At 63.6% G+C, this 25,935-nt stretch carries 27 protein-coding genes; 15 read left to right on the top strand and 12 right to left on the bottom strand.

The genetic code is table 11. The features are described 5' to 3' along the window. Positions 1 to 100: 100 nt before the first annotated feature. Complete coding sequence (locus E8E75_RS25010) at positions 101 to 1,303, top strand: ISL3 family transposase (RefSeq protein WP_280359870.1); 1,203 nt, start codon at positions 101 to 103, stop codon at positions 1,301 to 1,303. Positions 1,304 to 1,507: 204 nt separating this feature from the next. Here E8E75_RS25010 and E8E75_RS25005 read toward each other — a convergent pair whose 3' ends face one another. Further along, positions 1,508 to 3,676 (bottom strand): mechanosensitive ion channel domain-containing protein, encoded by a 2,169-nt coding sequence (locus E8E75_RS25005; RefSeq protein ID WP_153919424.1) that lies wholly within the window; start codon positions 3,674 to 3,676, stop codon positions 1,508 to 1,510. A gap of 311 nt (positions 3,677 to 3,987) precedes the next feature. Here E8E75_RS25005 and E8E75_RS25000 point away from each other — a divergent pair, with 311 nt between their 5' ends. From E8E75_RS25000 to E8E75_RS24980, 5 genes are all read left to right on the top strand, one after another. Continuing rightward, a complete protein-coding gene (locus E8E75_RS25000; protein WP_120654107.1) occupies positions 3,988 to 4,539 on the top strand; it encodes a DUF4124 domain-containing protein in 552 nt (183 codons plus the stop codon). A gap of 3 nt (positions 4,540 to 4,542) precedes the next feature. Beyond that, a complete protein-coding gene (locus tag E8E75_RS24995; protein WP_120654106.1) occupies positions 4,543 to 5,169 on the top strand; it encodes a DUF4124 domain-containing protein in 627 nt (208 codons plus the stop codon). A gap of 234 nt (positions 5,170 to 5,403) precedes the next feature. Further along, positions 5,404 to 6,489 (top strand): nitrogen regulation protein NR(II), encoded by a 1,086-nt coding sequence (glnL, locus tag E8E75_RS24990; protein WP_153918928.1) that lies wholly within the window; start codon positions 5,404 to 5,406, stop codon positions 6,487 to 6,489. After that, entirely contained in the window at positions 6,486 to 7,922 is a 1,437-nt protein-coding gene (gene ntrC, locus E8E75_RS24985; protein ID WP_153918931.1) for a nitrogen regulation protein NR(I), read from the top strand. Before glnL ends, ntrC begins: the two co-directional genes overlap by 4 nt. 198 nt (positions 7,923 to 8,120) lie before the next feature. Continuing rightward, positions 8,121 to 8,372, top strand: a complete 252-nt coding sequence (locus E8E75_RS24980) for a hypothetical protein (RefSeq protein ID WP_256660897.1) — start codon at positions 8,121 to 8,123, stop codon at positions 8,370 to 8,372. A 701-nt stretch (positions 8,373 to 9,073) separates the two neighbouring features. On the opposite strand, the gene E8E75_RS24975 is transcribed toward E8E75_RS24980, so the two are convergent. Then, entirely contained in the window at positions 9,074 to 9,436 is a 363-nt protein-coding gene (locus tag E8E75_RS24975) for a hypothetical protein (protein WP_306109938.1), read from the bottom strand. A 76-nt stretch (positions 9,437 to 9,512) separates the two neighbouring features. Between E8E75_RS24975 and trmL the strand changes: the two genes are divergently transcribed. Further along, positions 9,513 to 9,974 (top strand): tRNA (uridine(34)/cytosine(34)/5-carboxymethylaminomethyluridine(34)-2'-O)-methyltransferase TrmL, encoded by a 462-nt coding sequence (gene trmL / locus E8E75_RS24970; protein ID WP_120654101.1) that lies wholly within the window; start codon positions 9,513 to 9,515, stop codon positions 9,972 to 9,974. Positions 9,975 to 10,094: 120 nt separating this feature from the next. On the opposite strand, the gene secB is transcribed toward trmL, so the two are convergent. Genes secB through E8E75_RS24955 form a run of 3 tightly spaced genes read right to left on the bottom strand, consistent with a single transcriptional unit; the run spans position 10,095 to position 11,270 of the window. After that, positions 10,095 to 10,565, bottom strand: coding sequence for a protein-export chaperone SecB (secB, locus tag E8E75_RS24965; RefSeq protein WP_120654100.1), 471 nt, complete (start codon positions 10,563 to 10,565; stop codon positions 10,095 to 10,097). Positions 10,566 to 10,579: 14 nt separating this feature from the next. Then, complete coding sequence (grxC, locus tag E8E75_RS24960; RefSeq protein WP_153918937.1) at positions 10,580 to 10,855, bottom strand: glutaredoxin 3; 276 nt, start codon at positions 10,853 to 10,855, stop codon at positions 10,580 to 10,582. A gap of 1 nt (position 10,856) precedes the next feature. Beyond that, positions 10,857 to 11,270 (bottom strand): rhodanese-like domain-containing protein, encoded by a 414-nt coding sequence (locus E8E75_RS24955; protein WP_120654098.1) that lies wholly within the window; start codon positions 11,268 to 11,270, stop codon positions 10,857 to 10,859. Positions 11,271 to 11,437: 167 nt separating this feature from the next. On the opposite strand from E8E75_RS24955, the gene gpmI reads away from it, so the two are divergent. The 4 genes from gpmI (at position 11,438) to E8E75_RS24935 (ending at position 16,497) form a co-directional block, all read left to right on the top strand. Beyond that, positions 11,438 to 12,973, top strand: coding sequence for a 2,3-bisphosphoglycerate-independent phosphoglycerate mutase (gene gpmI, locus E8E75_RS24950; protein ID WP_120654097.1), 1,536 nt, complete (start codon positions 11,438 to 11,440; stop codon positions 12,971 to 12,973). A gap of 150 nt (positions 12,974 to 13,123) precedes the next feature. Then, a complete protein-coding gene (locus E8E75_RS24945) occupies positions 13,124 to 14,389 on the top strand; it encodes a murein hydrolase activator EnvC (protein ID WP_153918940.1) in 1,266 nt (421 codons plus the stop codon). A gap of 28 nt (positions 14,390 to 14,417) precedes the next feature. Next, positions 14,418 to 15,731 (top strand): S41 family peptidase, encoded by a 1,314-nt coding sequence (locus tag E8E75_RS24940; RefSeq protein ID WP_120654095.1) that lies wholly within the window; start codon positions 14,418 to 14,420, stop codon positions 15,729 to 15,731. Position 15,732: 1 nt separating this feature from the next. Further along, the gene (locus E8E75_RS24935; protein ID WP_153918943.1) at positions 15,733 to 16,497 is read left to right on the top strand and encodes a divergent polysaccharide deacetylase family protein; all 765 of its coding nucleotides are present in this window, start codon (positions 15,733 to 15,735) and stop codon (positions 16,495 to 16,497) included. Between the two features lie 139 nt (positions 16,498 to 16,636). On the opposite strand, the gene E8E75_RS24930 is transcribed toward E8E75_RS24935, so the two are convergent. The 7 genes from E8E75_RS24930 to hisB form a co-directional block, all read right to left on the bottom strand. Then, positions 16,637 to 17,392, bottom strand: coding sequence for an ABC transporter substrate-binding protein (locus E8E75_RS24930; RefSeq protein ID WP_120654093.1), 756 nt, complete (start codon positions 17,390 to 17,392; stop codon positions 16,637 to 16,639). A gap of 160 nt (positions 17,393 to 17,552) precedes the next feature. Continuing rightward, positions 17,553 to 18,308, bottom strand: a complete 756-nt coding sequence (locus tag E8E75_RS24925; protein ID WP_120654092.1) for an ABC transporter substrate-binding protein — start codon at positions 18,306 to 18,308, stop codon at positions 17,553 to 17,555. A 134-nt stretch (positions 18,309 to 18,442) separates the two neighbouring features. Continuing rightward, entirely contained in the window at positions 18,443 to 19,213 is a 771-nt protein-coding gene (hisF, locus tag E8E75_RS24920; RefSeq protein WP_077525689.1) for an imidazole glycerol phosphate synthase subunit HisF, read from the bottom strand. A gap of 180 nt (positions 19,214 to 19,393) precedes the next feature. Then, positions 19,394 to 20,131 carry a 1-(5-phosphoribosyl)-5-[(5-phosphoribosylamino)methylideneamino]imidazole-4-carboxamide isomerase gene (gene hisA / locus E8E75_RS24915; RefSeq protein ID WP_016495212.1) on the bottom strand — a complete coding sequence of 246 codons (738 nt, stop codon included), beginning with the start codon at positions 20,129 to 20,131 and terminating at the stop codon, positions 19,394 to 19,396. 40 nt (positions 20,132 to 20,171) lie between these two features. After that, positions 20,172 to 20,429, bottom strand: a complete 258-nt coding sequence (locus E8E75_RS24910) for a DUF2164 domain-containing protein (protein WP_120654091.1) — start codon at positions 20,427 to 20,429, stop codon at positions 20,172 to 20,174. A gap of 2 nt (positions 20,430 to 20,431) precedes the next feature. Then, on the bottom strand, positions 20,432 to 21,070 hold the full coding sequence (gene hisH, locus E8E75_RS24905; RefSeq protein WP_120654090.1) for an imidazole glycerol phosphate synthase subunit HisH: 639 nt from the start codon (positions 21,068 to 21,070) through the stop codon (positions 20,432 to 20,434). Continuing rightward, positions 21,070 to 21,663 (bottom strand): imidazoleglycerol-phosphate dehydratase HisB, encoded by a 594-nt coding sequence (hisB, locus tag E8E75_RS24900; RefSeq protein WP_028629882.1) that lies wholly within the window; start codon positions 21,661 to 21,663, stop codon positions 21,070 to 21,072. The genes hisH and hisB overlap by 1 nt, the downstream gene beginning before the upstream one ends. A 130-nt stretch (positions 21,664 to 21,793) precedes the next feature. On the opposite strand from hisB, the gene E8E75_RS24895 reads away from it, so the two are divergent. The 4 genes from E8E75_RS24895 to E8E75_RS24880 all read left to right on the top strand — a co-directional run bounded on the left by E8E75_RS24895 (position 21,794) and on the right by E8E75_RS24880 (position 25,915). Beyond that, on the top strand, positions 21,794 to 22,192 hold the full coding sequence (locus tag E8E75_RS24895; protein ID WP_120654089.1) for an acetyl-CoA sensor PanZ family protein: 399 nt from the start codon (positions 21,794 to 21,796) through the stop codon (positions 22,190 to 22,192). A 158-nt stretch (positions 22,193 to 22,350) separates the two neighbouring features. Next, positions 22,351 to 24,582 (top strand): AsmA family protein, encoded by a 2,232-nt coding sequence (locus tag E8E75_RS24890; protein ID WP_153918946.1) that lies wholly within the window; start codon positions 22,351 to 22,353, stop codon positions 24,580 to 24,582. After that, the gene (mutY, locus tag E8E75_RS24885; RefSeq protein ID WP_120654087.1) at positions 24,579 to 25,646 is read left to right on the top strand and encodes an A/G-specific adenine glycosylase; all 1,068 of its coding nucleotides are present in this window, start codon (positions 24,579 to 24,581) and stop codon (positions 25,644 to 25,646) included. Before E8E75_RS24890 ends, mutY begins: the two co-directional genes overlap by 4 nt. Continuing rightward, on the top strand, positions 25,643 to 25,915 hold the full coding sequence (locus tag E8E75_RS24880) for an oxidative damage protection protein (RefSeq protein WP_077525683.1): 273 nt from the start codon (positions 25,643 to 25,645) through the stop codon (positions 25,913 to 25,915). Before mutY ends, E8E75_RS24880 begins: the two co-directional genes overlap by 4 nt. Positions 25,916 to 25,935: the final 20 nt, after the last annotated feature.

The raw sequence follows: 25,935 nt of genomic DNA, 5'->3' as shown, positions 1-25,935 counted from the left end.
AGGTTCTTCGCGGAGTCTGGGGGAAGAGCGCGTTGACAGTCAGGGAAGTGGGTAAATTGGCAGTCGCCAAACGAACCAACCCCCATTCCCTGCTGCCGCCGTGCATCCTATTGATCTTGCCCAGTTCTGGCCAGGCTACGAAGTCGTCGCCTGTCGCCCCTCTGCCGACAACACCCTGCTGATCGAACTCAAGCCTCAAGCCGACGCCATCCCCGAATGTGGGGGCTGTGGCCAAGCTTGTCCGCTGATCCATGAGCGCCGACTGCGTCGGGTGCGCGATCGGGATTTGTTGGATCAGCGCGTTCTGCTCCAGGTGCCAGTGCGCCGCGTCGATTGTCTGCGATGTGGGCGGGTGACCGAGCGGATCGCCTGGCTGGCGCCGGCGTCACGCCTGACGCGGCGCTTGCAGGCCTGGCTCGAGGCTTTGCTGCAACTGCTGCCGATCAGCCACGTCAGCCGCCTCACCGGCCTGCATTGGCACACGCTCAAGCAGCTCGACAAACGTCGCCTGGATGCCGCCGTCGGCACCTTCGAGCCGGGTGATGTGCGTCACCTGGTGATGGACGAGTTCGCCCTGCACAAAGGCCATCGCTACGCCACGGTGATCATGGATGCCGAGCGCACGCGGGTGCTGTGGGTCGGTCATGGCAACAGCCGCGAGGCGATCCGCCCATTCTTTGAGTTACTGGGCGAGCACTGCCAACGGATCGAAGCGGTGGCGATGGACATGAACACCGCCTTCGACCTGGAGGTGCAGCGGCATTGCCCGCAGGCCGAAGTGGTGTACGACCTGTTTCATGTGGTGGCGCGCTACGGCCGCGAGGTGATCGACCGGATCCGCGTCGACCAGGCCAACCGCCTGCGCGAGGACAAGCCGGCGCGCAAGGTGGTCAAGCAGAGCCGCTGGCTGTTGCTGCGCAATCGCGAAAACCTGAAGGACGGGCAGGCCGTGCAGTTGCAGGAGTTGCTCGACGCCAACCAGCCGCTGGCCACGGTCTACCTGCTCAAGGATGCGTTAAAGGAAGTCTGGTACGCCCCCACTGTGCGGGAGGGCTGGCGGCGCTGGCGAAGTTGGCTACGGCATGCTCGGGACAGCGGTCTGGCGCCGCTCCAACGCTTTGCCCGGAATCTGCGCAAATACGCCCGGGGCATCCTGGCCAGCGCCCGCTTCCCCCTGCACACCAGCGTCCTCGAAGGCGTGAACAACCGCATCAAGGTGATCAAGCGGATGGCCTATGGCTTCCGGGACTCCAACTACTTCTTCCTGAAAATCAAGGCCGCCTTCCCCGGGAAAGCGCGATGAACCCTTTTTTATTGAGGAAACGCGGAGCGTGACCGCAAGGTAGGTTGGCGTAGAGCGCAGCGAAACCCAACGATTAGCGGTGCGGTTCGACATACGCCGGGCCTGGATGCCCCTATTGTTGGGTTTCGCTCCTCTACCCAACCTACGTCCGGGAAGCCATTTTGTTGCCCGGACACCCTGTACCGTGGGAGCCGATCCCTCCCCTCAGATCCCGCCATCCGCCGGCACGCCCTGCCCTTCCGACGGTTCAGCCCTTGGCTGGCGCATCCGGCTGAGCTGCACGTTCAGGCGCGGCATCGCCAACTCCAGGCCACTCTGGTCGAGACGCCTGCGCAGGCGCAGGTTGAACGCCCGCTGCACTTCCCATTGCTTGATCGGAGCGGTCTTGAAGCGGAAGCGCAGGATTGCCTGGCCATTGTCGAAGCTTTCCACGCCCTGCAACTCCAGGGGTGACCACAGGCTCCGGTAGACCGACGGATCGCCGCGTAGCTCTTTCGCCACCTCCTGCACCAGCGAAACGGCATCGTCGATCGGCATGCTCGACGGCACTGGCCAGCGGAACATGGCGTAGCCGAACTGCCGAGAGTAGTTCTTGATGCTCTTGATCTCACTGAACGGGATGGTGTGCACCACACCATCCAGGTCGCGCAGACGGACGGTGCGGATAGTCAGCCCCTCCACCGTGCCAAGGTGCCCGCCGACGTCGACGTAGTCGTCGATGGACAACGAGTCCTCGATGATGATGAACAGGCCGGTGATCAGGTCCGCCACCAGAGACTGCGCACCAAAACCGATCGCCAGGCCGATTACGCCGGCGCCGGCCAGCAGCGGCGTGACATTCATGCCCATGTTGGCCAGGGCAACGATAAGGGCGATCACCGCGATGGTAACGAACAGCACATTGCGAATCAGCGGCAGCATGGTCAGGGCGCGGGTATTCGGCCGGCTCCGGCCACCAACGCCGAGGCTGTGCTGTACGGCCGTGTCGGTGAGGATCCAGATCAGCCAGGCCACCAGCAAGGTGGTGCCGAAGCTGGCCATCTTCATGCTGATTTCCGAACCCTCGCCTTCGGCGTAGCGAATCAGCGACATGCCCCAGACCCTCAGCCCCACCTCGATGAAGGCCAGCACCACGAAGAGGTGCACTAGGGTGAGACCGAACTTCTGCAATTGCTCGATGTAAGGAGCACTGCGCCGGCCCCCATCGCCACTGCGACCGGAGCGGCGACTGAGCAAGCCGATCACCGTCATGGCCACCACTGCCAGCACGGCGCAGACCAGGGCGCGGCGCAAGGCGACACTGCTATCGGCCGCGGACACGAAAGTGGCGAACAGCGAGGTCCCTACCAGCAGCAGCACCGGCACGAACCACAGAGAACCGACCAGTTCCACCAGCTCGTGCAGGCCCCGGCGCTTGAGGCGGCGCTCCAGCGGCTGATTGCGGATCAGGTGGGCGATGGGACGACGGAAACGCAGCACGAACAGCGCAGTGAGCACGGCGGCAGTGGCGTTGGCCAGGGTGCTAAGACAAATCGCCGTGTGCTCACCAAGGCCGGCGATCAGCCTTGGGTCATGGGCCGCCTCACCGAGCGCGGCCAGGCTGCCAATCAACCATAGCGGTCGGAAAGCCTGGCGACGCAGGATGTCCAATGCCCGAATACGGTGCGGACCGCTGAGCAGTGACAGGCAGATCACGCAGAGCGCGGAGAACAAGGTGCCGCAAACCAGCACGTAGGCCATCAGCATCGCCAGCATCTTGCTCAGTGAACTTGGCAACACGAACGACAGGTACAGGGTTATGAAAAAGGCGATCAGCCACGGGCCCAGCTTGCGCAGTGCGAACAGCACGAGGTCGCGAGTCTTCGGATGCTGCGGCAGCTCAGCCGACAGTCCGAAACGCTCGCGCATGCGCCGCCCCAGCCAGAGCAGGGCGCTGGCCAGGCAGGCCCAGAGCAGGATGACCACGGCGAAGTTGAACACGATGCCCGGCCAGTCGCGCCATCCGGGCAGGCGCTCCTCCACCTCCGCGCGCGCCAGTCGGAATTGGTTACTCCAGATCACCAACGGACTGTTGTCGCCCTGGAACTGCTTCTCCAGGCTGCCCAGGGTATCGCCGATCAAGCCGAGCACCCCGCTCTCGCTCTCCTTCTCCTTGCCGGTAACGTCACGCAATTGCTTCAGTTTCTTCAGCAAGTCGGTGCGCTGCTGATCGTTCTCCAGGGTCTTGATCACCTGGTTGAGCGACTGTTCGAGCTGGGCATTGCTGACCTGCTCGCCGCCCGAGGTACTCCCCGCCAGCGGATTGGGCAGCGCCGCCTGCCCCTGCGCCGGACAGAGCAGTCCGACGAGCAGGCAGAGGAGCAACGGATACAGGAAACGGGGGGCGAAAAAGGATGGTATCGGCACGAGAGAGTCATCCAACAAACGATGAAAGCGATCCGCATCATACAAAAGCCGGCTCCCGGCCCATCCGCAAGCAGCGGGCGGCGGAGCAGGCCACGAAGGCAAGACTGACAGCGGCGGTCGCCCACAGTTCGCTCGGGCCGGGAGTAGCACGGGAATTCCAGAAATGTCCCAACGTGTTGCAGCGCACACCGGCGGCCCCGACGCTGTCGCACAATGCCCGACTTGCCAGCCCGCCATCCGGGTGCAAGGCTTGGCATGACCTTCCGGAGACCGCCACCATGCGCCTCATCATCAGTTGCCTGCTGCTTGCCGTCGCGCTGCCAGCCGCCGCACAGATCTACAAGTACACGGACGCCAACGGCAACACGGTATTCACCAACCAGCCTCCGGATGGCACCGCCACCGAGAAGGTAGAGCTGCCACCAACCAACGCCGTCCAGATCCAGCCGCCGAGCCAACCGATCAACGACGCCAGTGCGGAGCAGCAGGCGGCCTACCGCGTATTAGAACTGACCGACATTCCGGATGAAGAGGCCCTGCGCGCCAACAACGGCACCTTCAGCGTCGGCGTGCGCCTGGAACCGCGCCTGCAACCCGGCCACAGCCTGCGCCTGCGCCTGGACGGCGAGCCCTATGGGCCGCCAACCAACGTGCCGCGCCTGCAACTGACGAACGTCGACCGCGGCGAACACAGCGTGGCGGTGGATGTTCTCTCCGGCACCACTGTGGTGCAGAGCAGCGCCCCCGTCTCCTTCACCGTCCAGCGGGTCAACACCAGCAGCCCAGCGCTGCGCCCGCCGCCAGCTCCCACTCCACGGCCCAGTAACTGACTGATGACCCGATTCCTGCTCCTCGCCCTGCTGCTCCTCGGCCAGCCCGCGCTGGCCGAGGTCTACACCTACATCGACGATGAAGGTAACCGCGTCTTCACCGACCAGCCCAAGCCGGGCAACGCCAAGCGCCTGGAAATCGCCCCCGCTCCCAACGAAATGAACGCACCCAGGGATATCCAGCCGCCGCCTCTCTACCCCAAGCCCATTCCCCGCGAACAGGGCTATCAGGTCCTGCGTATCCTGGTACCCGAGCCCGACGCCACTATTCGCGATGGCGAAGGCAACCTGATCGTCAGTGCGGTGAGCGAACCCGGCCTGCGCGCCAATCACAGCTATCGCCTGCTGCTGGACGGCAAACCTGTGGGCGAACCGGGCCGCAGCCCGGTGTTCCCGCTGAAGAACCTGGACCGCGGCACCCATCAACTGGCAGTTGAGATCATCGACGCTCAGGGCCGAATGGTTGAGCGCACCCCCGGTCAGCCAGTGCATATCGTGCGTATATCGCTATCGCAGAAGCGTCTGGCCCGCCCCTGCGAGAAAGACGACTACGGCGTACGCCCCGAATGCCCACTCAAGGACAAGCCCGAGGAAGAGGATGACGACATCGCCATCCTGCCGTTCATCTGATCCCACCCTCCCAGCGGTGGGCTGAGGTTCGCCCTGGCCCACCCGACCAATGCGCACCATTGCGGTGCAACGCACTGCACCGCTTTCTATACTCTCCCCATTTTGGTTCACCTCGAACCGGACGATCTGCTCTGAAAAGCGGCCGCCACCGGCATAAATCCTGTATCAACGCGACTTTTCAGGGCTTTGGTTTGCTTCTTGCATTTTCCTGTCATCGCCACGAGCGCCGAAGCCATGACCATCAACGACGCCCTGCACCGACTGTTGCTCGACAACCTGACCACCGCGGTGATCCTGCTCAACGCCGACCTGCGCCTTGAGTACATGAACCCGGCGGCGGAAATGCTCCTGGCCGTCAGCGGCCAGCGCAGCCATGGCCAGTTCATCAGCGAACTCTTCACCGAATCTCCCGAAGCCCTCGCCTCGCTACGCCAGGCGGTTGAACAGGCGCACCCCTTCACCAAGCGCGAGGCGATGCTGACTTCGCTTTCGGGCCAGACCCTGACCGTGGACTATGCGGTGACGCCTATCCTCAATCGCGGCGAAACCCTGTTGCTGTTGGAAGTCCATCCGCGTGACCGCCTATTGCGGATAACCAAGGAAGAGGCGCAGCTGTCCAAACAGGAAACCACCAAGCTGCTGGTACGCGGGCTCGCCCACGAAATCAAGAACCCCCTCGGCGGTATCCGTGGTGCCGCGCAGCTGCTCTCCCGCGAACTGCCGGAAGAGCACTTGAAGGACTACACCAACGTCATCATCGAAGAGGCCGATCGCCTGCGGAACCTTGTGGACCGCATGCTCGGTTCGAACAAGCTGCCGTCGCTGGCCATGACCAACGTCCACGAAGTGCTGGAGCGGGTCTTCAGCCTGGTGGAAGCGGAAAGCCAGGGCGGCATCAATCTGGTGCGCGACTACGACCCGAGCATTCCTGACGTGTTCATCGACAAGGAGCAGATGATCCAGGCCGTGCTCAATATCGTGCGCAACGCCATGCAGGCCCTCTCCGCCCAGAGCGATCTGCGCCTCGGCCGCATTACCCTGCGCACCCGCACCCTGCGCCAGTTCACCATCGGCCATACGCGCCATCGGCTGGTAACCAAGGTGGAAATCATCGACAACGGCCCGGGCATCCCGGCCGAGCTCCAGGAAACCATCTTCTATCCCATGGTCAGCGGTCGTCCGGACGGTACCGGGCTGGGCCTGGCCATCGCCCAGAACATCATCAGTCAGCACCAGGGCCTGATCGAGTGTGAAAGCCATCCCGGCCATACCGTCTTCTCGATCTTCCTGCCGCTGGAACAAGGAGCTTCCTCGTCATGAGCCGTAGTGAAACCGTCTGGATCGTCGACGACGACCGTTCCATCCGCTGGGTCCTGGAGAAGGCCCTGCAGCAGGAAGGCATGACCACCCAGAGTTTCGAGAGTGCCGACAGCCTGCTCGGACGCCTCTCCAGGCAACAGCCGGACGTGATCATCTCGGACATCCGCATGCCCGGCGCCAGCGGCCTCGATCTGCTGGCCCAGATCCGCGAGGCGCATCCGCGTCTGCCGGTGATCATCATGACCGCTCATTCCGACCTGGACAGCGCGGTCGCCTCCTATCAGGGCGGTGCCTTCGAGTACCTGCCCAAGCCATTCGACGTGGACGAAGCGGTGTCCCTGGTCAAGCGGGCCTTCCAGCACGCCCAGGAGCAGCAAGGCCTGGAGGCACCGGCAAGCCAGGCGCGCACTCCGGAAATCATCGGCGAAGCCCCGGCCATGCAGGAGGTCTTCCGCGCCATTGGCCGTCTCAGCCACTCCAACATCACCGTACTGATCAACGGCGAATCCGGTACCGGCAAGGAATTGGTGGCCCACGCCCTGCACCGCCATAGCCCGCGCGCCGCATCACCCTTCATCGCCCTGAACATGGCGGCAATCCCGAAGGATCTGATGGAGTCCGAGTTGTTCGGTCATGAAAAGGGCGCCTTCACCGGCGCGGCCAACCAGCGGCGCGGCCGCTTCGAGCAGGCCGACGGCGGCACGCTGTTCCTCGACGAGATAGGCGACATGCCGGCGGATACCCAGACCCGCCTGCTGCGAGTGCTGGCCGATGGCGAGTTCTATCGGGTCGGCGGCCACACCCCGGTGAAAGTGGATGTGCGTATCATCGCCGCCACTCACCAGAACCTGGAAAACCTGGTGCAGGCCGGCAAGTTCCGCGAAGACCTGTTCCATCGCCTCAACGTCATCCGCATTCATATTCCGCGCCTGTCCGACCGCCGCGAAGATATCCCGGCACTGGCGCGGCACTTCCTCGCCCGCGCCGCCCAGGAACTGGCGGTGGAGCCCAAGCTGCTGAAGGCCGAGACCGAGGACTACCTCAAGCACCTGCCCTGGCCGGGTAACGTGCGTCAGTTGGAGAACACCTGCCGCTGGATCACCGTGATGGCTTCGGGTCGAGAGGTGCACGTCGACGACCTGCCTCCGGAACTGCTCACCCAGCCCCAGGACGCCGCCCCGGTGACCAACTGGGAGCAGGCCTTGCGCCAATGGGCCGATCAGTCCCTGGCCCGTGGCCAGTCCAGCCTGCTCGACTCCGCCGTGCCGGCCTTCGAGCGAATCATGATCGAGACCGCCCTCAAGCACACCGCAGGACGTCGCCGAGACGCTGCCGTGCTACTGGGCTGGGGCCGCAACACCCTGACGCGGAAGATCAAGGAACTGGGCATGAAGGTGGACGGCGGCGACGACGACGACGGCGACGACGCCTGATCCGCCCTGGCGGGGCCATGCGCCCCGTCACTCCCCTTCCGACATCCGCTGCACTTTCCGCCTATCACACCGGCCACCTGCGCCATCACAGCTGCGCTCCTTCTCCAACTCCCCCGTATGAAAAATCTGGTTTTCCCTGAGGTCGTGGACCCCGGCGAATCAGGGCGTGATGCTGCCCGGACCTGAACCAGAGACAGGATGAAAACCATGCAGTTACATATGGGTATTCGAAAGGAAGGAGACGTTCTGAGACTCAAGGCGCTGGACGGCTGTAGCGACGCCGAACTGGCGCAGATGCTTCGAACGACAGGCATCGAGATCGTGGTAGGCCCAATGGAAGGCGGCCGTTCACGTATCGGCATTCGCGCGCCGAAGGGTTTCTCGTTGAAGGTGGAGCGGCTGCGCAAGTGCCAATCCACCGAAGACTACCTCGCCTCCCCCAAGCACTGATGCCGAAATGGGCCCCGCCTCGACGGGGTCCTTTTCAATCGTTCCCAGCCGGTTCGGACCAGGAAAAAGGATCATCCCTGGTGCCCGATTCACCTTCCCGCCTCAAAAAAGTGCTTCACGGCTGGTATGAAATTCGCCCCAAAGTACCTATCCAAAAGCCCGCACACCATCGTCAACGTCAGCAATGGCGCGGCTTACCGCTGGGTCACAAGGCTCATCGGACGACTCTCCGGAAAACTGGCACGCCCCCTGCAATAGTCCAGGCAACAGCGGTTTTGGGGCCCCTGGTTCAGGCAGGCCAGGGAATCCCCACTCTTATGACAGGCAGGCTGACCTCTAGCCGCCACGGCCCCAGAAGGGGCTAAGCAAGACAGCGTCGCCCTGGGGCGACCAGGTTTCAGGGGGCCTTGGTACAGGCAGGCCGGGGATCCCCTCTTTTATCCACAGGCGCACTGGAATCCAGTCGCCTCGGGCCACGCCAAGGCCCGATGCAGGACCGCGTCACTCGCCATGGCGGGCGACCACCCTTCAGGGGGCCTTGGTACAGGCAGGCCGGGGAATCCCCTCTTTTATCCACAGGCGCACTGGAATCCAGTCGCCTCGGGCCACGCCAAGGCCCGATGCAGGACCGCGTCATTCGTCACGGCGGGTGACCACCCTTCAGGGGGCCTTGGTACAGGCAGGCCGGGGAATCCCCTTTCTTATTCGGCGCGCAGGCTGACCTCCAGCCGCCAGCGTCCATTCTCCGCGGCACCGCGCCACTCACCGTGCAGTGGCCGCGCCGCAACGAAGCGCACCATCACCCCGTGGGTCGAGCGCAACACTTTCCAGCTCACCGGCGCATCGCCCAGGGTCAATTGGCCCTTGGCAGACTGCCCATCCGCACCCAGCACCAGTGCGTAGGCGCCTTCCAACGCTTCCACGCGCACTTCGGGTTCGTGGTCGAACCAGAGAGCCAGGCCACCCTGGCGCACTTCGATCCGCTCCAGGTGCACGGGCTCCGGCGCTGTCAGGCGGCCGAGCATCATTCCAACCAGCAGCCCCAGCAGGGCAAGGGAGAACAAAAAGCGCGGCCATAGGCTCGGTCGCGGATCATCATCGGGAGTAGAATGCCGCCCGTCTTCGGGCCCGGGGCTACCCATGTTTCACGTCATCCTGTTTCAACCGGAAATTCCGCCGAACACCGGCAACATTATCAGGCTGTGCGCCAATTCTGGCTGCCACCTTCACCTGATCGAACCCCTCGGTTTCGAGTTGGACGACAAGCGTCTGCGCCGTGCCGGGCTGGACTACCACGAGTACGCCACGCTCAAGCGCTACAGCGACCTGGAAAGCTGCCTGGCGGCCCTGGGCCAACCTCGGGTATTCGCCTTCACCACCAAGGGCACCAAACTGTTCCATGAAGTGGCCTTCGAGAAGGGCGACGCCTTCCTCTTCGGTCCGGAAAGCCGTGGCCTGCCCCAGGAAGTCCGTGAAAGCCTGCCCCCGGAACAACGCCTGCGCCTGCCGATGCGCCCCAACTGCCGCAGCCTGAACCTGTCCAATACCGTTGCCGTGGCAGTTTACGAGGCGTGGCGGCAGCATGATTTCAGCCTGGATTGAATGGCGCAGAGCGTTTCCGGACGCACTTTCCCTGTAGGGGCGAATTCATTCGCCCCTACAGGGTTTCCTCACCCCAATGAAAAAGCGCCCCGAAGGGCGCTTTTTCATGGAGCCTGATAATCAGGCCTGGGCTTCGCCAGCAGCCTGCAGACGCGCCAGTTCCTGGGCGTACAGGGCGTCGAAGTTCACCGGGGAGAGCATCAGCGCCGGGAAGGAGCCACGGATAACCAGGCTATCCAGGGTTTCACGGGCGTAGGGGAACAGGATGTTCGGGCAGAAGGCACCCAGGGTGTGGCTCATGGAAGCCGCATCCAGGCCCTTGATCAGGAAGATGCCGGCCTGCTGCACTTCAGCGATGAAGGCGGTTTCTTCGCCGTTCTTCACGGTCACGGACAGGGTCAGCACGACTTCGTGGAAGTCGCCGTCCAGTTGCTTCTGACGGGTGTTCAGGTCCAGGGCAACGTTCGGCGCCCACTCCTGGCGGAAGATTTCCGGGCTCTTCGGCGCTTCGAAGGACAGGTCGCGCACGTAGATGCGCTGCAGGGAGAACTGAGGGTTCTGGTTGGCGCCGTTGCTTGCTTGTTCGGTCATGGTTCTGCCTTGTTCTAGTGCGTTTCCGTTTGCGGGCTGGCCTGGAGCAACGCGTCGAGCTTGCCGGCACGTTCCAGGGCGTACAGATCGTCACAGCCGCCCACGTGGGTCTGGCCGATCCAGATCTGCGGCACCGAGGTGCGCCCGGCCTTGCGGGTCATCTCGGCACGAATTGCGGGGTTGCCGTCGACGCTGATCTCTTCATAGCGCGCGCCCTTGCTGTCCAGCAGCTGCTTGGCACGGATGCAGAAAGGGCACCAGGCGCTCGAATAGATGACTGTCCCGGCCATCTCACTTCACCAGCGGCAGGTTGTCGCCACGCCAGGTGCCGATACCGCCGGACAGCTTGATGGCATTGAATCCGGCCTTTTTCAGGTCGCGGCAGACAGTGCCGGCGTGCTGACCCATGGAGTCGACCACGATGATGGCCTTGTCCTTGTGCTTCTCCAGTTCGGCGAGGCGGCTGGCGAGCTTTTCGTAGGGGATGTTCAGGGCGTCGACGATATGGCCGCCGGAGAAATCCTTGGTGCCGCGCACGTCCAGCACTACGGCCTGACCGCCGTTGACCAGCGAGGTCAGCTCGCGGGTGGAGATGGCGCGGCCACTGCGGCGCAGTTCGTGGGCCAGCAGCAGGGCCAGCAGCAGCACGAACGATCCACTCAGTACATAGTGGTTAGTGGCAAATTCAATCAGCTTAGCGAGCATCGTCGTCTTCCGGGACGGTAAAATGCCGGCCAGTATACACAGCCCCACAGGTCGGCCAAACCCCGTCCGGCGGTGACGCCGATGGAACCAGAACGTAGAATGCCGCGTCCTTTTTCCGGGGCCTTGCCCGCAACTTTCCTTCTAATGCCGCAGACGAGTCGGACACTATGACAGCCACGCCCAAACCCCTGGTCCTGATCATCCTGGACGGTTTCGGTCACAGTGACAGCCCCGAATACAACGCCATCTACGCCGCCAGCACCCCAGTCTACGATCGCCTGCGCGCCACCCAGCCCCATGGCCTGATTTCAGGTAGCGGCATGGACGTCGGCCTGCCTGACGGACAGATGGGCAACTCCGAAGTCGGCCACATGAACCTGGGTGCAGGCCGCGTGGTTTACCAGGACTTCACCCGCGTGACCAAGTCGATCCGCGACGGTGACTTCTTCACCAACGCGGAAATCACCACCGCAGTGGACAAGGCCGTGACTGCCGGCAAGGCCGTGCATTTCATGGGCCTGCTTTCCGATGGCGGCGTGCACAGCCATCAGGACCACCTGGTTGCCATGGCCGAACTGGCCGCCCAGCGCGGCGCCGAGAAGATCTACCTGCACGCCTTCCTCGACGGCCGTGATACGCCGCCCAAGAGCGCCGAGCCCTCCATCAAGCTGATGGACGAAACCTTCGCCCGCCTCGGCAAGGGTCGCGTCGCCAGCCTCATCGGCCGCTACTTCGCCATGGACCGCGACAATCGCTGGGACCGCGTGGAAGCCGCCTACAACCTGATTACCGAAGGCCAGGCCGAATTCACCGCTGCCAGCGCGGTTGAAGGCCTCGCCGCGGCCTATGAGCGCGGCGAGAGCGATGAGTTCGTGAAAGCCACCCGCATTGGCGATCAGGTGAAAGTGGAAGATGGCGACGCGGTGATCTTCATGAACTTCCGCGCCGATCGCGCCCGTGAGCTGTCCCGCGCCTTCGTCGAGCCCGGTTTCAAGGAGTTCGCCCGCCAGCGCGAGCTGAAACTGGCCGGCTACGTGATGCTGACCCAGTACGCGGCGAGCATCCCCGCTCCCAGCGCCTTCAAGCCGGAATCCCTGGAAAACGTGCTGGGCGAATACCTGGCGAAGAACGGCAAGACCCAGCTGCGCATCGCCGAGACCGAGAAGTACGCTCACGTGACCTTCTTCTTCTCCGGTGGCCGTGAAGAGCCTTTCGAAGGCGAAGAGCGCATTCTGATCCCGTCGCCCAAGGTCGCCACCTATGACCTGCAGCCGGAAATGAGCGCCCCCGAAGTCACCGACAAGATCGTCGATGCCATCGAGAACCAGCGCTACGACGTGATCGTGGTGAACTACGCCAACGGCGACATGGTCGGCCACACCGGCGTGTTCGAAGCTGCGGTCAAGGCCGTGGAGTGCCTGGACAACTGCGTCGGCCGCATCGTCGAAGCATTGGACAAGGTCGGCGGCGAAGCGCTGATCACTGCCGACCACGGCAACGTCGAGCAGATGGAAGACGAAATGACCGGTCAGGCCCATACAGCGCACACCTGCGAGCCGGTGCCCTTCATCTATGTTGGCAAGCGCCCGGCGAAGATCCGCGAAGGCGGCGTGCTGGCCGACGTGGCCCCGACCCTGCTGACCCTGATGGGCCTGCCGGTACCGGCCGAGATGTCCGGCAAGACCATCGTCGAACTGCAATGATCGACCCGGGCCGACGCCACGGCGCGGCCCAGGCGCAGCAAATCTGCGCGCCTTGTCAGGAAACGCCCCGAACCTCTGGTTCCGGGCGTTTTTTTTGCCCCCCGCCACGGGCATACTAGGCCGGTCCTCCCCCCTGGTACCCCACCCCCCATGCTTCGCGCCCTCGCCCTCGTTATCTTCGCCAGCCTGACCACCCCGGTCATGGCCGACCAACGCGCCGAAACCCAGCAGCAGCTGGACCAGGCCGGCAAGGATGTCGCCGAACTGAAGAAACTGCTGAAGCAGTTGCAGGACGAAAAGTCCGACGTCCAGGCCGACCTGAAGAAGACCGAAACAGAAATGGGCAACCTGGAGCAGCAGGTCAAAGACCTGCAGCAGGAGCTCAAGGACAGCGAAGGCGAAGTCCAGCGCCTGGGCGAGGAGAAAAAAAAACTCCAGGAAGCGCGCGCTGAACAGCAGCGCCTGATCGGTATCCAGGCCCGCGCCGCCTACCAGAGCGGCCAGCAGGAATATGTCAAGCTGCTGCTCAACCAGCAGCACCCCGAGAAGTTCGCCCGCACCCTTACTTACTACGACTACCTGAGCAAGGCGCGCCTGGAGCAGTTGGCCGCATTCAACGAAACCCTTCGCCAGCTGAACAACGTCGAGCAGGAAATTACCGCCCAGCAGAACCAGCTCAACGAGCAGAAGGCAGCGCTCGATGGCCGTCGCGAGCAACTGGCGGCGGCGCGCAAGGAGCGTCAGCAGGCCCTGGCCAAGCTCAACCAGGACGTCAGCGACCGCGACAAGAAGCTCAAGTCCCGCCAGCAGGACCAGGAGCAGCTCGGCAAGGTACTCAAGACCATCGAAGAGACGCTGGCTCGCCAGGAGCGTGAGGCCCGCGAGGCTGAGGAAGCCCGCAAGCGTGTCCTCGCGGAACAGCAGCGCCAGCTCCGCGAGCATCCAGCCGGCAGCCCAGCCAGGCCCACTAGCGGACCGATGGTATCCAGCACCGGTGGCAACTTCGGTGGCCCCTTCGCCCAGGCGCGCGGCAAGTTACCCTGGCCGGTGGATGGCCGACTGGTGGCGCGTTTCGGTTCGGCCCGTGGCGGCGACTCCCGCGCAAAATGGGATGGCGTGCTGATCGGCGCCAGCGAAGGCAGTTCTGTCCGCGCTGTACACGGCGGTCGCGTGGTTTTCGCTGACTGGTTGCGCGGCGCCGGGCTTCTGGTCATTCTCGATCATGGCAATGGCTATCTGAGTCTCTACGGACACAATCAGCGTCTATTGAAAAGTGCCGGCGATATCGTCAAGGCGGGCGAATCCATCGCCACCGTCGGCAACAGCGGCGGGCAGGACACGCCCGCGCTGTACTTCGCCATTCGCCAGCAGGGCCGACCCACCGACCCGGCACAGTGGTGCCGCGCGCAAGGATAGGCGCCATCCCATCTAGCAGGAGTTTCGCATGCCGCATTTGTCCCGCCTCACTTCCCTGGCCATGGCACTGGCGCTGCTCGGTGGCGCCTCGCAGCTGCTGGCCGCCGAGGAGCCGGCAACCCTCCCTGCCACCGCGGTGAACGGCAAGGCGCCGCTGCCACTTGACGAGCTGCGAACCTTCGCCGAGGTGCTGGACCGCATCAAATCCGCATACGTCGAGCCAGTTGACGACAAGACCCTGCTGGAAAACGCCATCAAGGGCATGCTCAGCAACCTCGACCCGCATTCCGCCTACCTGGAGCCAGAAGACTTCCAGGAGCTGCAGGAAAGCACCAGTGGTGAATTCGGCGGCCTCGGCATCGAGGTCGGCACCGAGGACGGCTTCGTCAAGGTGGTTTCCCCCATCGATGACACGCCGGCATCCAAGGCCGGCATCCAGCCTGGCGACCTGATCGTGAAGATCGACGGCCAGCCGACCAAGGGCATCTCGCTGATGGAAGCGGTCGACAAGATGCGCGGCAAGGCCGGCAGCAAGATCACCCTGACCCTGGTACGCGATGGCGGGCAGCCCTTCGACGTTGAACTTGTGCGCGCCGCGATCAAGGTCAAGAGCGTGAAGAGCCAGCTGCTCGAGAAAGGCTATGGCTACTTGCGCATCACCCAGTTCCAGGTCAACACCGGCGAAGAAGTCGGCAAGGCCCTGGCCAAGCTGCGCAAGGACAACGGCAGCCGGCTTTCCGGCCTGGTCCTGGACCTGCGCAACAACCCGGGCGGCGTGTTGCAGTCAGCAGTGGAAGTCTCCGACCACTTCCTGCGTAAGGGTCTGATCGTTTACACCAAGGGCCGCATCGCCAACTCCGAGCTTCGCTTCTCCGCCGACCCGGCCGACGCCAGTGAAGGCGTACCACTGGTGGTGCTGATCAATGGCGGCAGTGCCTCGGCAGCCGAGATCGTTGCCGGCGCGCTGCAGGACCACAAGCGTGGTGTTCTGATGGGCACCGACAGTTTCGGCAAGGGTTCGGTGCAGACCGTTCTGCCGCTGAACAACGACCGCGCCCTGAAGCTGACCACTGCGCTCTACTACACCCCGAACGGCCGCTCGATCCAGGCCCAGGGCATCGTCCCGGATATCGAGGTAGCACGTGCCAAGGTAACCCGCGAGCAGGACGGCGAAACCTTCAAGGAAGCCGACCTCGCAGGCCACCTCGGCAATGGCAATGGCGGCGCCGACCGCCCGAGTTCGAGCAAGAAATCCGCGGAACCACGCCCGCAGGACGACGACTTCCAACTCAGTCAGGCCCTCAACCTGTTGAAAGGCCTGAACGTCACTCGCAAGAACTGACATGAAATGGGGCATCTGGCTGCTGGCGCTGTGGTTGAGCGCGACGGCAGCTGGTGCCTGGGCCGCCCCTGTCGCGCGGCTGGCCCTGGTGATCGATGACCTGGGCCAGACCCCCGTCCGAGACCGTCGCGTCCTTGCCCTACCCGGCCCGGTGGCGCTTTCCATCCTGCCGGATGCCCGCCACTCCCGCGAACTGGCCGAGGCCGCTCACGCAGCAGGCAAGACCGTGATGCTGCACCTACCCATGGACCCGGCCACCGGTCCTTACGCCTGGCGCCCTGAGTTATCCACAGCCGAGCTTGAGAAGCGCCTCGACTCCGCACTGCGCCAGGTGCCTTACGCACGCGGCCTGAACAACCACATGGGCAGCCGCATGACCGTCCAGCGCCCAGCCATGTCCTGGCTGATGCATCGCCTGCAGCAGGAGCACCGCTTCTTCATCGACAGCCGCACCAGCGCCGCCACGGTGGCCGCCGCCGAAGCCCAGAAAGTCGGGCTGCCCAGCCTCTCGCGGGACATTTTCCTCGATGACGACCAGAGCCCGGCCGCCATAGCCGCGCAGTTCGATGCCGCCCTCAAGCTCGCGCGAAAGCAAGGCTCGGCACTGATGATCGGCCATCCGCATCCGGCGACCCTGGAGCTGCTCGAGCGCGAGTTGCCGCGCCTGAAGGAAAGGGGCTTCGAACTGATCGATGTGGAAATGCTGATCGCCCTGCGCGGCAATCGAGCCATGGCGGCCCATGGCAAGGCGGGGGTTTACCGGTAGGCGGTCGGGACACCTTGTAGGGGCGAATTCATTCGCCAAGCAGGCCGCAGGTCTGCCCTGCAAGCCCTCACGGGGCGGCTTCGCCGCCCTTGGCGATTGAAATCGCCCCTACAGAAAAGCATCGCGAATAAACCGGCGATTACAGATAGTTCTGGGTGATCTCGTCGACGTAACCGTCGCTGCGCATCTGGTCGAGAGCCTTCTGCAGGCGCTCGATGACCTCGTCCGGCGTGTCCTTGTTGAAGGCCAGATAGAGCTCGGCGCTGTTGAAGCGCAGCACGGTCTGCAGACCGGTGACGCCTTCCTGCTTGGCCAGGTAACGGCCCACCGGATCGGTGGTGGCCCAGAGGTCGATCTGGCCCTTGAGCAGCTTCTTCACGTTTTCCTGGTCGCGCAGGGCGTTCTGCGGTGCCATGCCCTGGCTCTCCAGGTGCTGGCTGACCGCATCGTTCTTGTAGGCGCCGATTCGATACTGGGAGGCGCTTTTCAGGTCCTTGACGCTGAGGTTGTTGCCCGGTGCGGCAAGCAGCACCCACTCGGTCTTGGCAATGGGGCCGACCCACTTGAACAGTGGCTGGCGCTCAGGGGTGAAGGTGGTGGAGAACAGGCCGTAGCTGGGCTTGTCCAGGGTCAGGCGATAGAGGCGGTCCCAGGGGAAGCGCAGGGTCAAGCTGTAGTTGATGCCGGCGCGCTTGAACATCTCGCGCACGATATCGGTGCTGATACCGTCGATGCCGTCGTCACGGGCAAAGTTCTTGTCATCCACCGCCATGTTGAACGGCGGGAAGTTCTCGGTGAGCAACACCACCTTGTAATCCGCCGGCACTTCGGCGCGCGCTGTGAAGGCGAGGAACATCAGGCCCAGGGTCAGGGCACGTTGGATCAACTTCTGCATTGTCATACCGCTCGCTTGATTTGTGGTTGTGGCTAAGCGGCTTCCTTGCGTGGGCTCCCCACCCACGGACGTACGGCTCGACCCGTCCTGCCTTCCATGGCAAGCGACCGGCTTTTGGCCGGTCGCTGAGGTCTTGTAACTACTTTCGAAGCGCTACCCGTTACAGGTAGCTGTTGAGAATCTCGTCGACGAAACCTTCGGCGCGCATCTGGTCCAGCGCGCCCTGCAGCTTCTTCACCACTTCGTCGGGGACCTCCTTGTTCAGCGCCAGGAACAGCTCGGCCTGGTTGAAACGCAGCACGGTCTTCAGGCCGCCCACGCCTTCCTGCTTGGCCAGGTAACGGCCAGCCGGATCGCCGGTTGCCCAGAGATCGATCTGCCCCTTCTCCAGTTTCTTCGCGTTTTCCTGGTCGCGCAGGGCGGTGATGGGCTCGAGCTTCTGCTGGCCCAGGTATTCGGCGATAGCGTCGCCCTTGTAGGCACCCACCTTGTACTTGCGCGCATCTTCCAGGCTGCCGAGTGCGATCTGGCTGTCGGCACGGGCCAGCATGATCCAGTCATCCGGACCGATCGGGCCGACCCACTTGAAGGACTGCTCACGCTCAGGCAGTCGAGCAGTCACGAAGACGCCGTAGTCCGGCTTCTCCAGCGCCAGCTTGTAGATACGATCCCAGGGGAAGCGCAGGGTCAGGCTGTACTTGACCCCGGCGCGCTTGAACATCTCACGCACGATGTCGACGGCGATACCGTCGATGTTGTCTTCCTGGGCGAAGTTCTTCCCGTTGATCGACATGTTGTAGGGCGGGAAGTTTTCGGTCAGGAGAACGACGCTGTAGTTCTCATCCACTTCGGCGCGGGCGGCGCCGACAAACACCATCAGGGTGCCAGCCAGCGCCAGCAGCAGGCGTTTCGACATATGCGACTACCTTCCAGGAGAGATGGGAAATGCGCTGAGCTTAACCTTGCGGGAGCAAGGCTCGGGCATCAGCAACCCAGGCTGCGAAGTCCGTCACGCAGACAGCCTGGGCGAATGCTAGGCAAGAATCGTGCTCAGCGCACGAGGATTCCACGGCTGGCGAGATACGCCTTGGCCTCGGGCACGGTGTACTCACCGAAGTGGAAGATACTGGCTGCCAACACGGCGTCAGCCTTGCCTTCGAGAATACCGGCCGCCAAGTGCTCAAGATTGCCGACGCCGCCGGAGGCGATCACCGGAATCCCGACGGTTTCGCTGATGGCACGGGTCACGCCAAGGTCATAGCCGCTCTTCACGCCGTCCTGGTCCATGCTGGTGAGAAGAATCTCGCCGGCCCCCAGGTCTTCCATCTTCTTCGCCCAGGCCACGGCGTCGAGGCCAGTGGGTTTGCGCCCGCCATGGGTGAAAATTTCCCAGCGCGGTGTTTCCCCAGGTGCGGAAACCTTCTTGGCGTCGATCGCGACCACGATGCACTGCGAGCCGAAACGCGCGGCGGCCTCGCCAACGAACTCGGGCGTGAAGACCGCGGCCGTGTTGATCGATACCTTGTCGGCGCCGGCATTGAGCAGATTGCGGATGTCCTGCACGGTGCGCACGCCACCGCCAACGGTCAGCGGGATGAACACCTGGCTGGCCATGCGTTCGACGGTGTGCAGGGTGGTATCACGACCGTCGACGCTGGCAGTGATGTCGAGGAAGGTGATCTCGTCGGCGCCCTGCTCGTCGTAGCGGCGGGCGATTTCCACCGGGTCACCGGCGTCGCGGATGTTCTCGAACTTGACGCCCTTGACCACGCGGCCGTTGTCCACGTCGAGGCAGGGGATGATGCGTTTTGCCAAAGCCATACTGAAACCCTCTGTTACCGGCTGCGCCGCACATCCACGTCGTTGCGTGGTGCTCGCTCCTCGCCGTCCTGAAGTACTGTCTCGTCGCTGCGCGCCAGGCGCCTGGTGGCTGAGCGGCTCGCTCGGCCAGAGAGGGCTTCAGCTATCGCAGGGTGCGCCGCGCGCACCGTTAGCCGTCGATTAACCCTTGTAGCTGTCGCAGAAGGCCTGGGCCTCGGCGACGTCCAGGGTGCCTTCGTAGATGGCGCGGCCGGTAATGGCACCGATGATGCCGGGGGCCTTGGCGGCGAGCAGCTTCTCGATGTCACCGAGGTTGTGGATACCACCGGAAGCGATCACCGGGATGCGGCTGGCAGCGGCCAGGGCTGCAGTAGCCTCGACGTTGCACCCCTGCATCATCCCGTCCTTGGCGATGTCGGTGTAGACGATGGCGGAGACGCCATCAGCCTCGAAACGCCTGGCCAGGTCGACGGCCTGCACGCTGCTGACTTCAGCCCAGCCGTCAGTGGCGACGAATCCATCCTTGGCATCCAGGCCGACGATGACCTTGCCCGGGAAAGCCTTGCAGGCCTCGGTGACGAACTCAGGCTCTTTCACCGCCTTGGTGCCGATGATCACGTAGCTGACACCGGCCTTGACGTAGTGCTCGATGGTTTCCAGGGAGCGGATACCGCCGCCAATCTGGATCGGCAGGTTCGGATAGCGCTTGGCGATTGCAGTGACCACCTCACCGTTCACCGGCTTGCCCTCGAAGGCACCGTTGAGGTCCACCAGGTGCAGGCGACGGCAGCCACCTTCCACCCATTTGGCAGCCATGCTCACCGGGTCGTCGGAGAATACGGTGGAGTCTTCCATGCGGCCCTGGCGCAAACGCACGCAGGCGCCGTCCTTCAGATCGATAGCGGGGATAATCAGCATCGGTTCAACCTGTTCGAAGTCAGTGGTATCGGCTTGACGCTCAGTCTTTCTCGAGCGCCCACAAGTCGCTTTCGATGCTCTCGAACCTGTCTTTCAGGTGCGCCTGCACATCGAAGATCGCCTTGTTGTAGAAATGCGGCGCGAATTCCCGGGCGAAGAAGTCGAGCACTTCCTCAGCCTCGAAGGACCCCAGCTCCAGCTCGAAGCGATCAGCCATGAAACGCTTGATCGCCAGCACCGCAGTGTCGGTCTGGGCGGCGTCGAGTTGCAGGCCCGGGGCCTTCTTCGCGCGGCTCATGCTTACCAGCGGCCGTCCCAGGCGGCGAAGTTCTGCAACAACTGCAGGCCGTGGGTGTGGCTCTTTTCCGGGTGGAACTGCACGGCGAAGCGCGAACCCTCGGCCAGCGCCGCGGCGAAGTCCTTGCCGTAATGGCCGCGACCGGCCACCTGCTTGGGATTGCCCGCCTCGATGTAATAACTGTGCACGAAGTAGAAACGCGCGCGGTCGGGAATGTTGTGCCAGAGCGGGTGGGCGACGCTCTGCTCCACCTCGTTCCAGCCCATGTGCGGCACCTTCAGGTGCTCGCCATCCTCCACCAGGCCCTTGCCGAAGAAGCGTACCTGGCCAGGGAACAGGCCGATGCAATCGACGCCGTCGTTCTCTTCGCTGCGCTCCAGCAGCGCCTGCATGCCGACGCAGATACCGAGGAACGGGCGATCCTTGCTGACTTCGCGTACCAGCTCGTCGAAGCCCAGGCGACGGATCTCGGCCATGCAATCGCGGATGGCGCCAACACCGGGGAAAACCACCCGGTCGGCTTCGCGGATCACGTTGGCGTCACTGCTGACCAGGACGCGGCCTGCACCGACGTGTTCCAGAGCCTTTGCGACCGAGTGCAGGTTGCCCATGCCGTAGTCGATGACTGCAACCGTCTGCATCAGAGCACGCCCTTGGTGGAGGGCATCTGGCCAGCCATGCGCGGATCACGCTCGACGGCCATGCGCAGGGCACGACCGAATGCCTTGAACACGGTCTCGATCTGGTGGTGGGTGTTATGGCCACGCAGGTTGTCGATGTGCAGGCTCACCAGAGCGTGGTTGACGAAGCCCTGGAAGAATTCCTGGAACAGGTCGACGTCGAAGCCACCAACCACGGCACGGGTGAAGGGCACGTGCATCTGCAGGCCGGGACGGCCGGAGAAGTCGATGACCACGCGAGACAGGGCTTCATCCAGGGGCACATAGGAATGGCCATAGCGGACGATGCCCTTCTTGTCGCCGATCGCCTGGGTGAAGGCCTGGCCAAGGGTGATACCGACGTCTTCCACGGTATGGTGGTCGTCGATATGCAGATCGCCCTTGCACTCGATATCCAGGTCGATCAGGCCATGACGGGCGATCTGGTCGAGCATGTGCTCGAGGAAAGGTACGCCGATATCGAAGCGTGCCTTGCCGGTGCCATCCAGGTTGATCGAAACCTTGATCTGGGTTTCCAGGGTATTGCGTTCGACGGACGCCGTGCGTTCGGCCATCACCAGCTCCACAAAAAGGCTCACGAAAAAGAGCGCCATTATAGGCCGCAGGCCATTGGCGCCGCTACCGACGACGGTCGGCGGCGTTTACACTGCCGGGCCGCGCCCGCAATGCCCTCCAGGAGCCACCATGCCCGTGATCGTCGAGACCCCGAACAGCCCCTCCGAACAGGACCGTGGCGACCTGGCGAAAATCTACGCCGACGCCCCTGACTGGTTGCTTGCGCCCTACGCCAGCGCGGCGGAACTGGTGACATGCGGCGAGGCCGATGGCCTGCTTTTTACGGGGCGTTTCAACGACCGCCTGCTGGGCGCAGCCCTTCTGGAGCGCGGCGAAACTCATTGGCGACTGTCCCATCTGTGCGTGCGCAAAGTAACCCGCCATCGCGGCGTCGGCCGTCGAATTGTGGAAGAAGCCGTACGCCTGGCACGGGAATCAGGCAAATCTCTGCACCTGGCCGCTCCACTGGACCACCTGGAATGCCAGGCACTGGCCGCGCATCTGCACCTGCCGCTGGAAAGCCTCTAAGCCAACGCCCGGCCGCTGCGCTGAACCGACGGCGAAAATCACCATCCAAAGTCCCTGACCAGGGCACCGAGCCTCGTGCCGCCACGCGCCATCGCTAATGGCCCGGCGCTATACTCGGCACCTTCAATTCACACACGATCCACCACAAGGACTGGCCAATGAAAGCCTTCGGCAAAATTCTGGGCCTTATCTTCGTCGGGCTGTTGCTGATCATAGTGGCCCTGGGCTTCGCCCTGACCCACCTGTTCGACCCGAACGACTACAAGGATGAAATCCAGCAACTGGCCCGGGACAAGGCCAACCTGGAACTTACCCTGAACGGCGATATCGGCTGGAGCCTGTTCCCCTGGCTTGGCCTCGAACTGCACCAGGCGACCCTGGCCAGCGCCGTCACCCCGGAAAAACCTTTCGCCAATCTCGACATGATTGGCCTGTCGGTGCGCGTACTGCCACTGCTGCGCCGTGAAGTGCAGATGAGCGACATCCGTGTAGAAGGTCTCAACCTTGACCTGCAGCGCGACGAAAAAGGCCGCGGTAATTGGGAAGATATCGGCCGCCCGGCCAAGGCGCCGGAAACCGCCCAGACAGGCACCCCAACGCCCAGCACCCCTGCGGAAGAGACCAAACCGGCGCCCAGTGACGAAGAGCCCGCACGCCCGATCAAACTGGATATCGACAGCCTCACCGTGCACAACGCCCGCATCGACTACACCGATGCCAAGAGCGGCAAGCAATTCAGCGCTGAAGGCATCGAGCTGACCACAGGCGCCATCCGCGAAGGCACCAGTATTCCACTCAAGCTCAGCGCCTTCTTTGGCACCAACCAACCGGTACTGCGCGCCAAGACCGAACTCGTTGCCAACCTGCGCTTCGAACGCGCACTCAAGCGCTACCAGCTGGAAGACCTGAAGCTGAACGGCGAAGCCTCGGGCGAACCGTTCAAGGGCAAGACCCTTGCCTTCAATGCCCAGGGCCAACTGCTGGCCGACCTGGCAGCGAACGTCGCCGAGTGGAACGGACTCAAGCTGTCAGGCAACCAGCTGCGCGCCCTCGGCGAACTGAAAGTGCATGACCTGGACAAGGACGCGCGGCTGGAAGGCGGCCTGTCCATCGCCCCACTCAATCTGCGCGAATTCCTCACCGGCATCGGCGTGGAGTTGCCGCCGATGAGCGACGCCACGACCCTGCAGAAACTCGAGCTGGTCGCCAAGCTCAACGGCAGCGCCAACAGCCTCGCTCTTGAAGGCCTGAACCTGAAGCTCGACGACAGTACCCTCAGTGGCCGCCTGGCCGTGGCTGACTTCGCCAGGAAAGCCGTACGCATTCAGCTCAAGGGCGACAAGCTGGACCTCGATCGCTACCTGCCGCCCAAGTCCAAGGCCAAACAGGAAGCCCAGACCGCCCGCCAGGCCGAGGTGAAGCCCGCCGTGGCCGCAGCCAGCCAGGGCAACACGCCTCTGCCCAATGCGCCTACCCAGGCTGCCTGGAGCGAAAACCCGGTACTGCCTGTGGATCAGCTGCGCAAGGTCGACCTTGAGGCCACCCTTAACTTCGGCCAGCTCACCGTCGACAAGCTGCCCATGGATGACGTCAGCCTCAAGGCCAACGGCAAAGGCGGCCTGCTGACACTGGAAGACCTGCGCGGTGGCCTGTTCGGCGGCAGCTTCGTGGCCAACGCGCAGATCGACGCGCGTCCGGCCGTGCCGCTGCTCAAGGCGCAGAAACGCATCAACAACGTGCCGGTGGAGAAACTCCTCCAGGCCCAGGACCAGAAACCCCCGGTGCGCGGCCTGCTCGACCTCAACACCAACATCACCAGCAGCGGCAATAGCCAGAAGGCGTGGATCGATGGCCTTAACGGCACGGCCAGCTTTGCCTTGAACGACGGGGCATTGCTCGACGCCAACCTCGAACAGCAGCTTTGCCAGGGCATCGCCACCCTTAATCGCAAGAGCCTGAGTGAAACCCGCGGTGGCAGCGAGACCCCCTTCCGCGAACTCAAGGGCTCCCTCGCCTTCAACAACGGCGTAGCCACCAACCCCGACCTGCTCGCCAGCATTCCCGGCCTGAGCGTCAAGGGCGACGGAGCCGTGGACCTGCGCGTGCTTGGCCTGGACTACCGCGTCGGCGTGATCATCGAAGGTGACAAGAGCGCAATGCCGGACCCGGCCTGCCAGGTCAACGAGCGCTATGTCGGCATCGAGTGGCCACTGCGCTGCCGCGGCCCGCTGGAACTGGGCGCCAAGGCCTGTCGTCTGGACAAGGACGGCATGGGCAAGGTCGCCGCCAAGCTGGCCGGAGACAAGCTCAACGAAAAACTCGAAGAAAAGCTCGGCGACAAGGTCAGCCCGGAACTCAAGGACGCGCTCAAGGGGCTGTTCAAACGATGACCCCCGAGCAGTTCTCCGGCGCCGTACTCGACTGGTACGACGGCCACGGCCGCAAGGATCTGCCCTGGCAGCAGGGCATTACTCCCTATCGCGTCTGGGTATCCGAAATCATGCTGCAGCAGACCCAGGTCAGCACGGTCCTGGGTTACTTCGACCGGTTCATGGAAGCCCTGCCCAGCGTGCAGGACCTGGCCGCAGCGCCGGAAGACGAAGTGCTGCACCTCTGGACCGGCCTTGGCTACTACACTCGCGCCCGCAACCTGCAGAAGACCGCGAAGCAGGTCGTGGCCGAGTACGGCGGCGAATTCCCGCGCGATGTAGACCAACTCGCGGAGCTGCCGGGCATTGGCCGCTCCACCGCCGGCGCCATCGCCAGCCTGTCCATGGGATTGCGCGCACCGATTCTCGACGGCAACGTCAAGCGCGTACTGGCCCGCTACGTCGCGCAGGACGGTTACCCGGGCGAGCCGAAAGTGGCAAAGCAGCTCTGGGAAGTAGCCGAGCGCTTCACCCCTCACGCGCGGGTCAACAACTACACCCAGGCGATGATGGACCTGGGCGCCACCCTTTGTACCCGCAGCAAGCCCAGCTGCCTGCTGTGCCCGCTACAGAAAGGCTGCCGCGCGCACCAGCTTGGCCGGGAGACCCACTACCCCGTCCCGAAGCCGCGCAAGTCCCTGCCGCAGAAGCGCACGCTGATGCCCCTGCTGGCCAGCCGAGATGGCTCCATCCTGCTTTACCGCCGGCCATCGAGCGGACTTTGGGGCGGGCTCTGGAGCCTGCCGGAAATGGACGATCTCGACGCGCTCGCCCCGCTGGCGAGCCAGCATGCCTTGCGCCTTGGCGAGCGCCGCGAACTGCCCGGCCTGACGCATACGTTCAGTCACTTCCAGTTGGCCATCGAGCCCTGGCTGGTGGCCGTGGAAGGCAGCGCCCCCGCCGTGGCCGAGGGCGACTGGCTCTGGTATAACCTCGCCACCCCGCCGCGCCTGGGGCTAGCAGCCCCGGTGAAGAAGCTGCTCAAGCGCGCGGCCGACGTTTTGAATGCAGGAGAACCGCGATGACCCGCACCATCATGTGCCGCAAATACAAAGAGGAACTGCCGGGCCTCGAGCGTCCGCCGTATCCGGGCGCCAAGGGCGAGGACATCTTCAACAACGTCTCGAAGAAGGCCTGGGATGAGTGGCAGGCCCACCAGACCATGCTGATCAACGAGCGCCGCCTGAACATGATGAACGCCGAGGACCGCAAGTTCCTACAGGCTGAAATGGACAAGTTCCTTTCCGGCGAGGACTACGCCCAGGCAGAGGGTTACGTCCCCCCAAGCGCGTAAGCGCCCGTAATAACTAAAAA

The sequence above is a fragment of the Pseudomonas sp. BN606 genome (assembly GCF_029873115.1).
Taxonomy (GTDB): Bacteria; Pseudomonadota; Gammaproteobacteria; order Pseudomonadales; family Pseudomonadaceae; genus Metapseudomonas.
The sequence above is the reverse complement of the archived record's forward strand: the minus strand, read 5'-3'. Positions and strand labels throughout refer to the sequence as shown.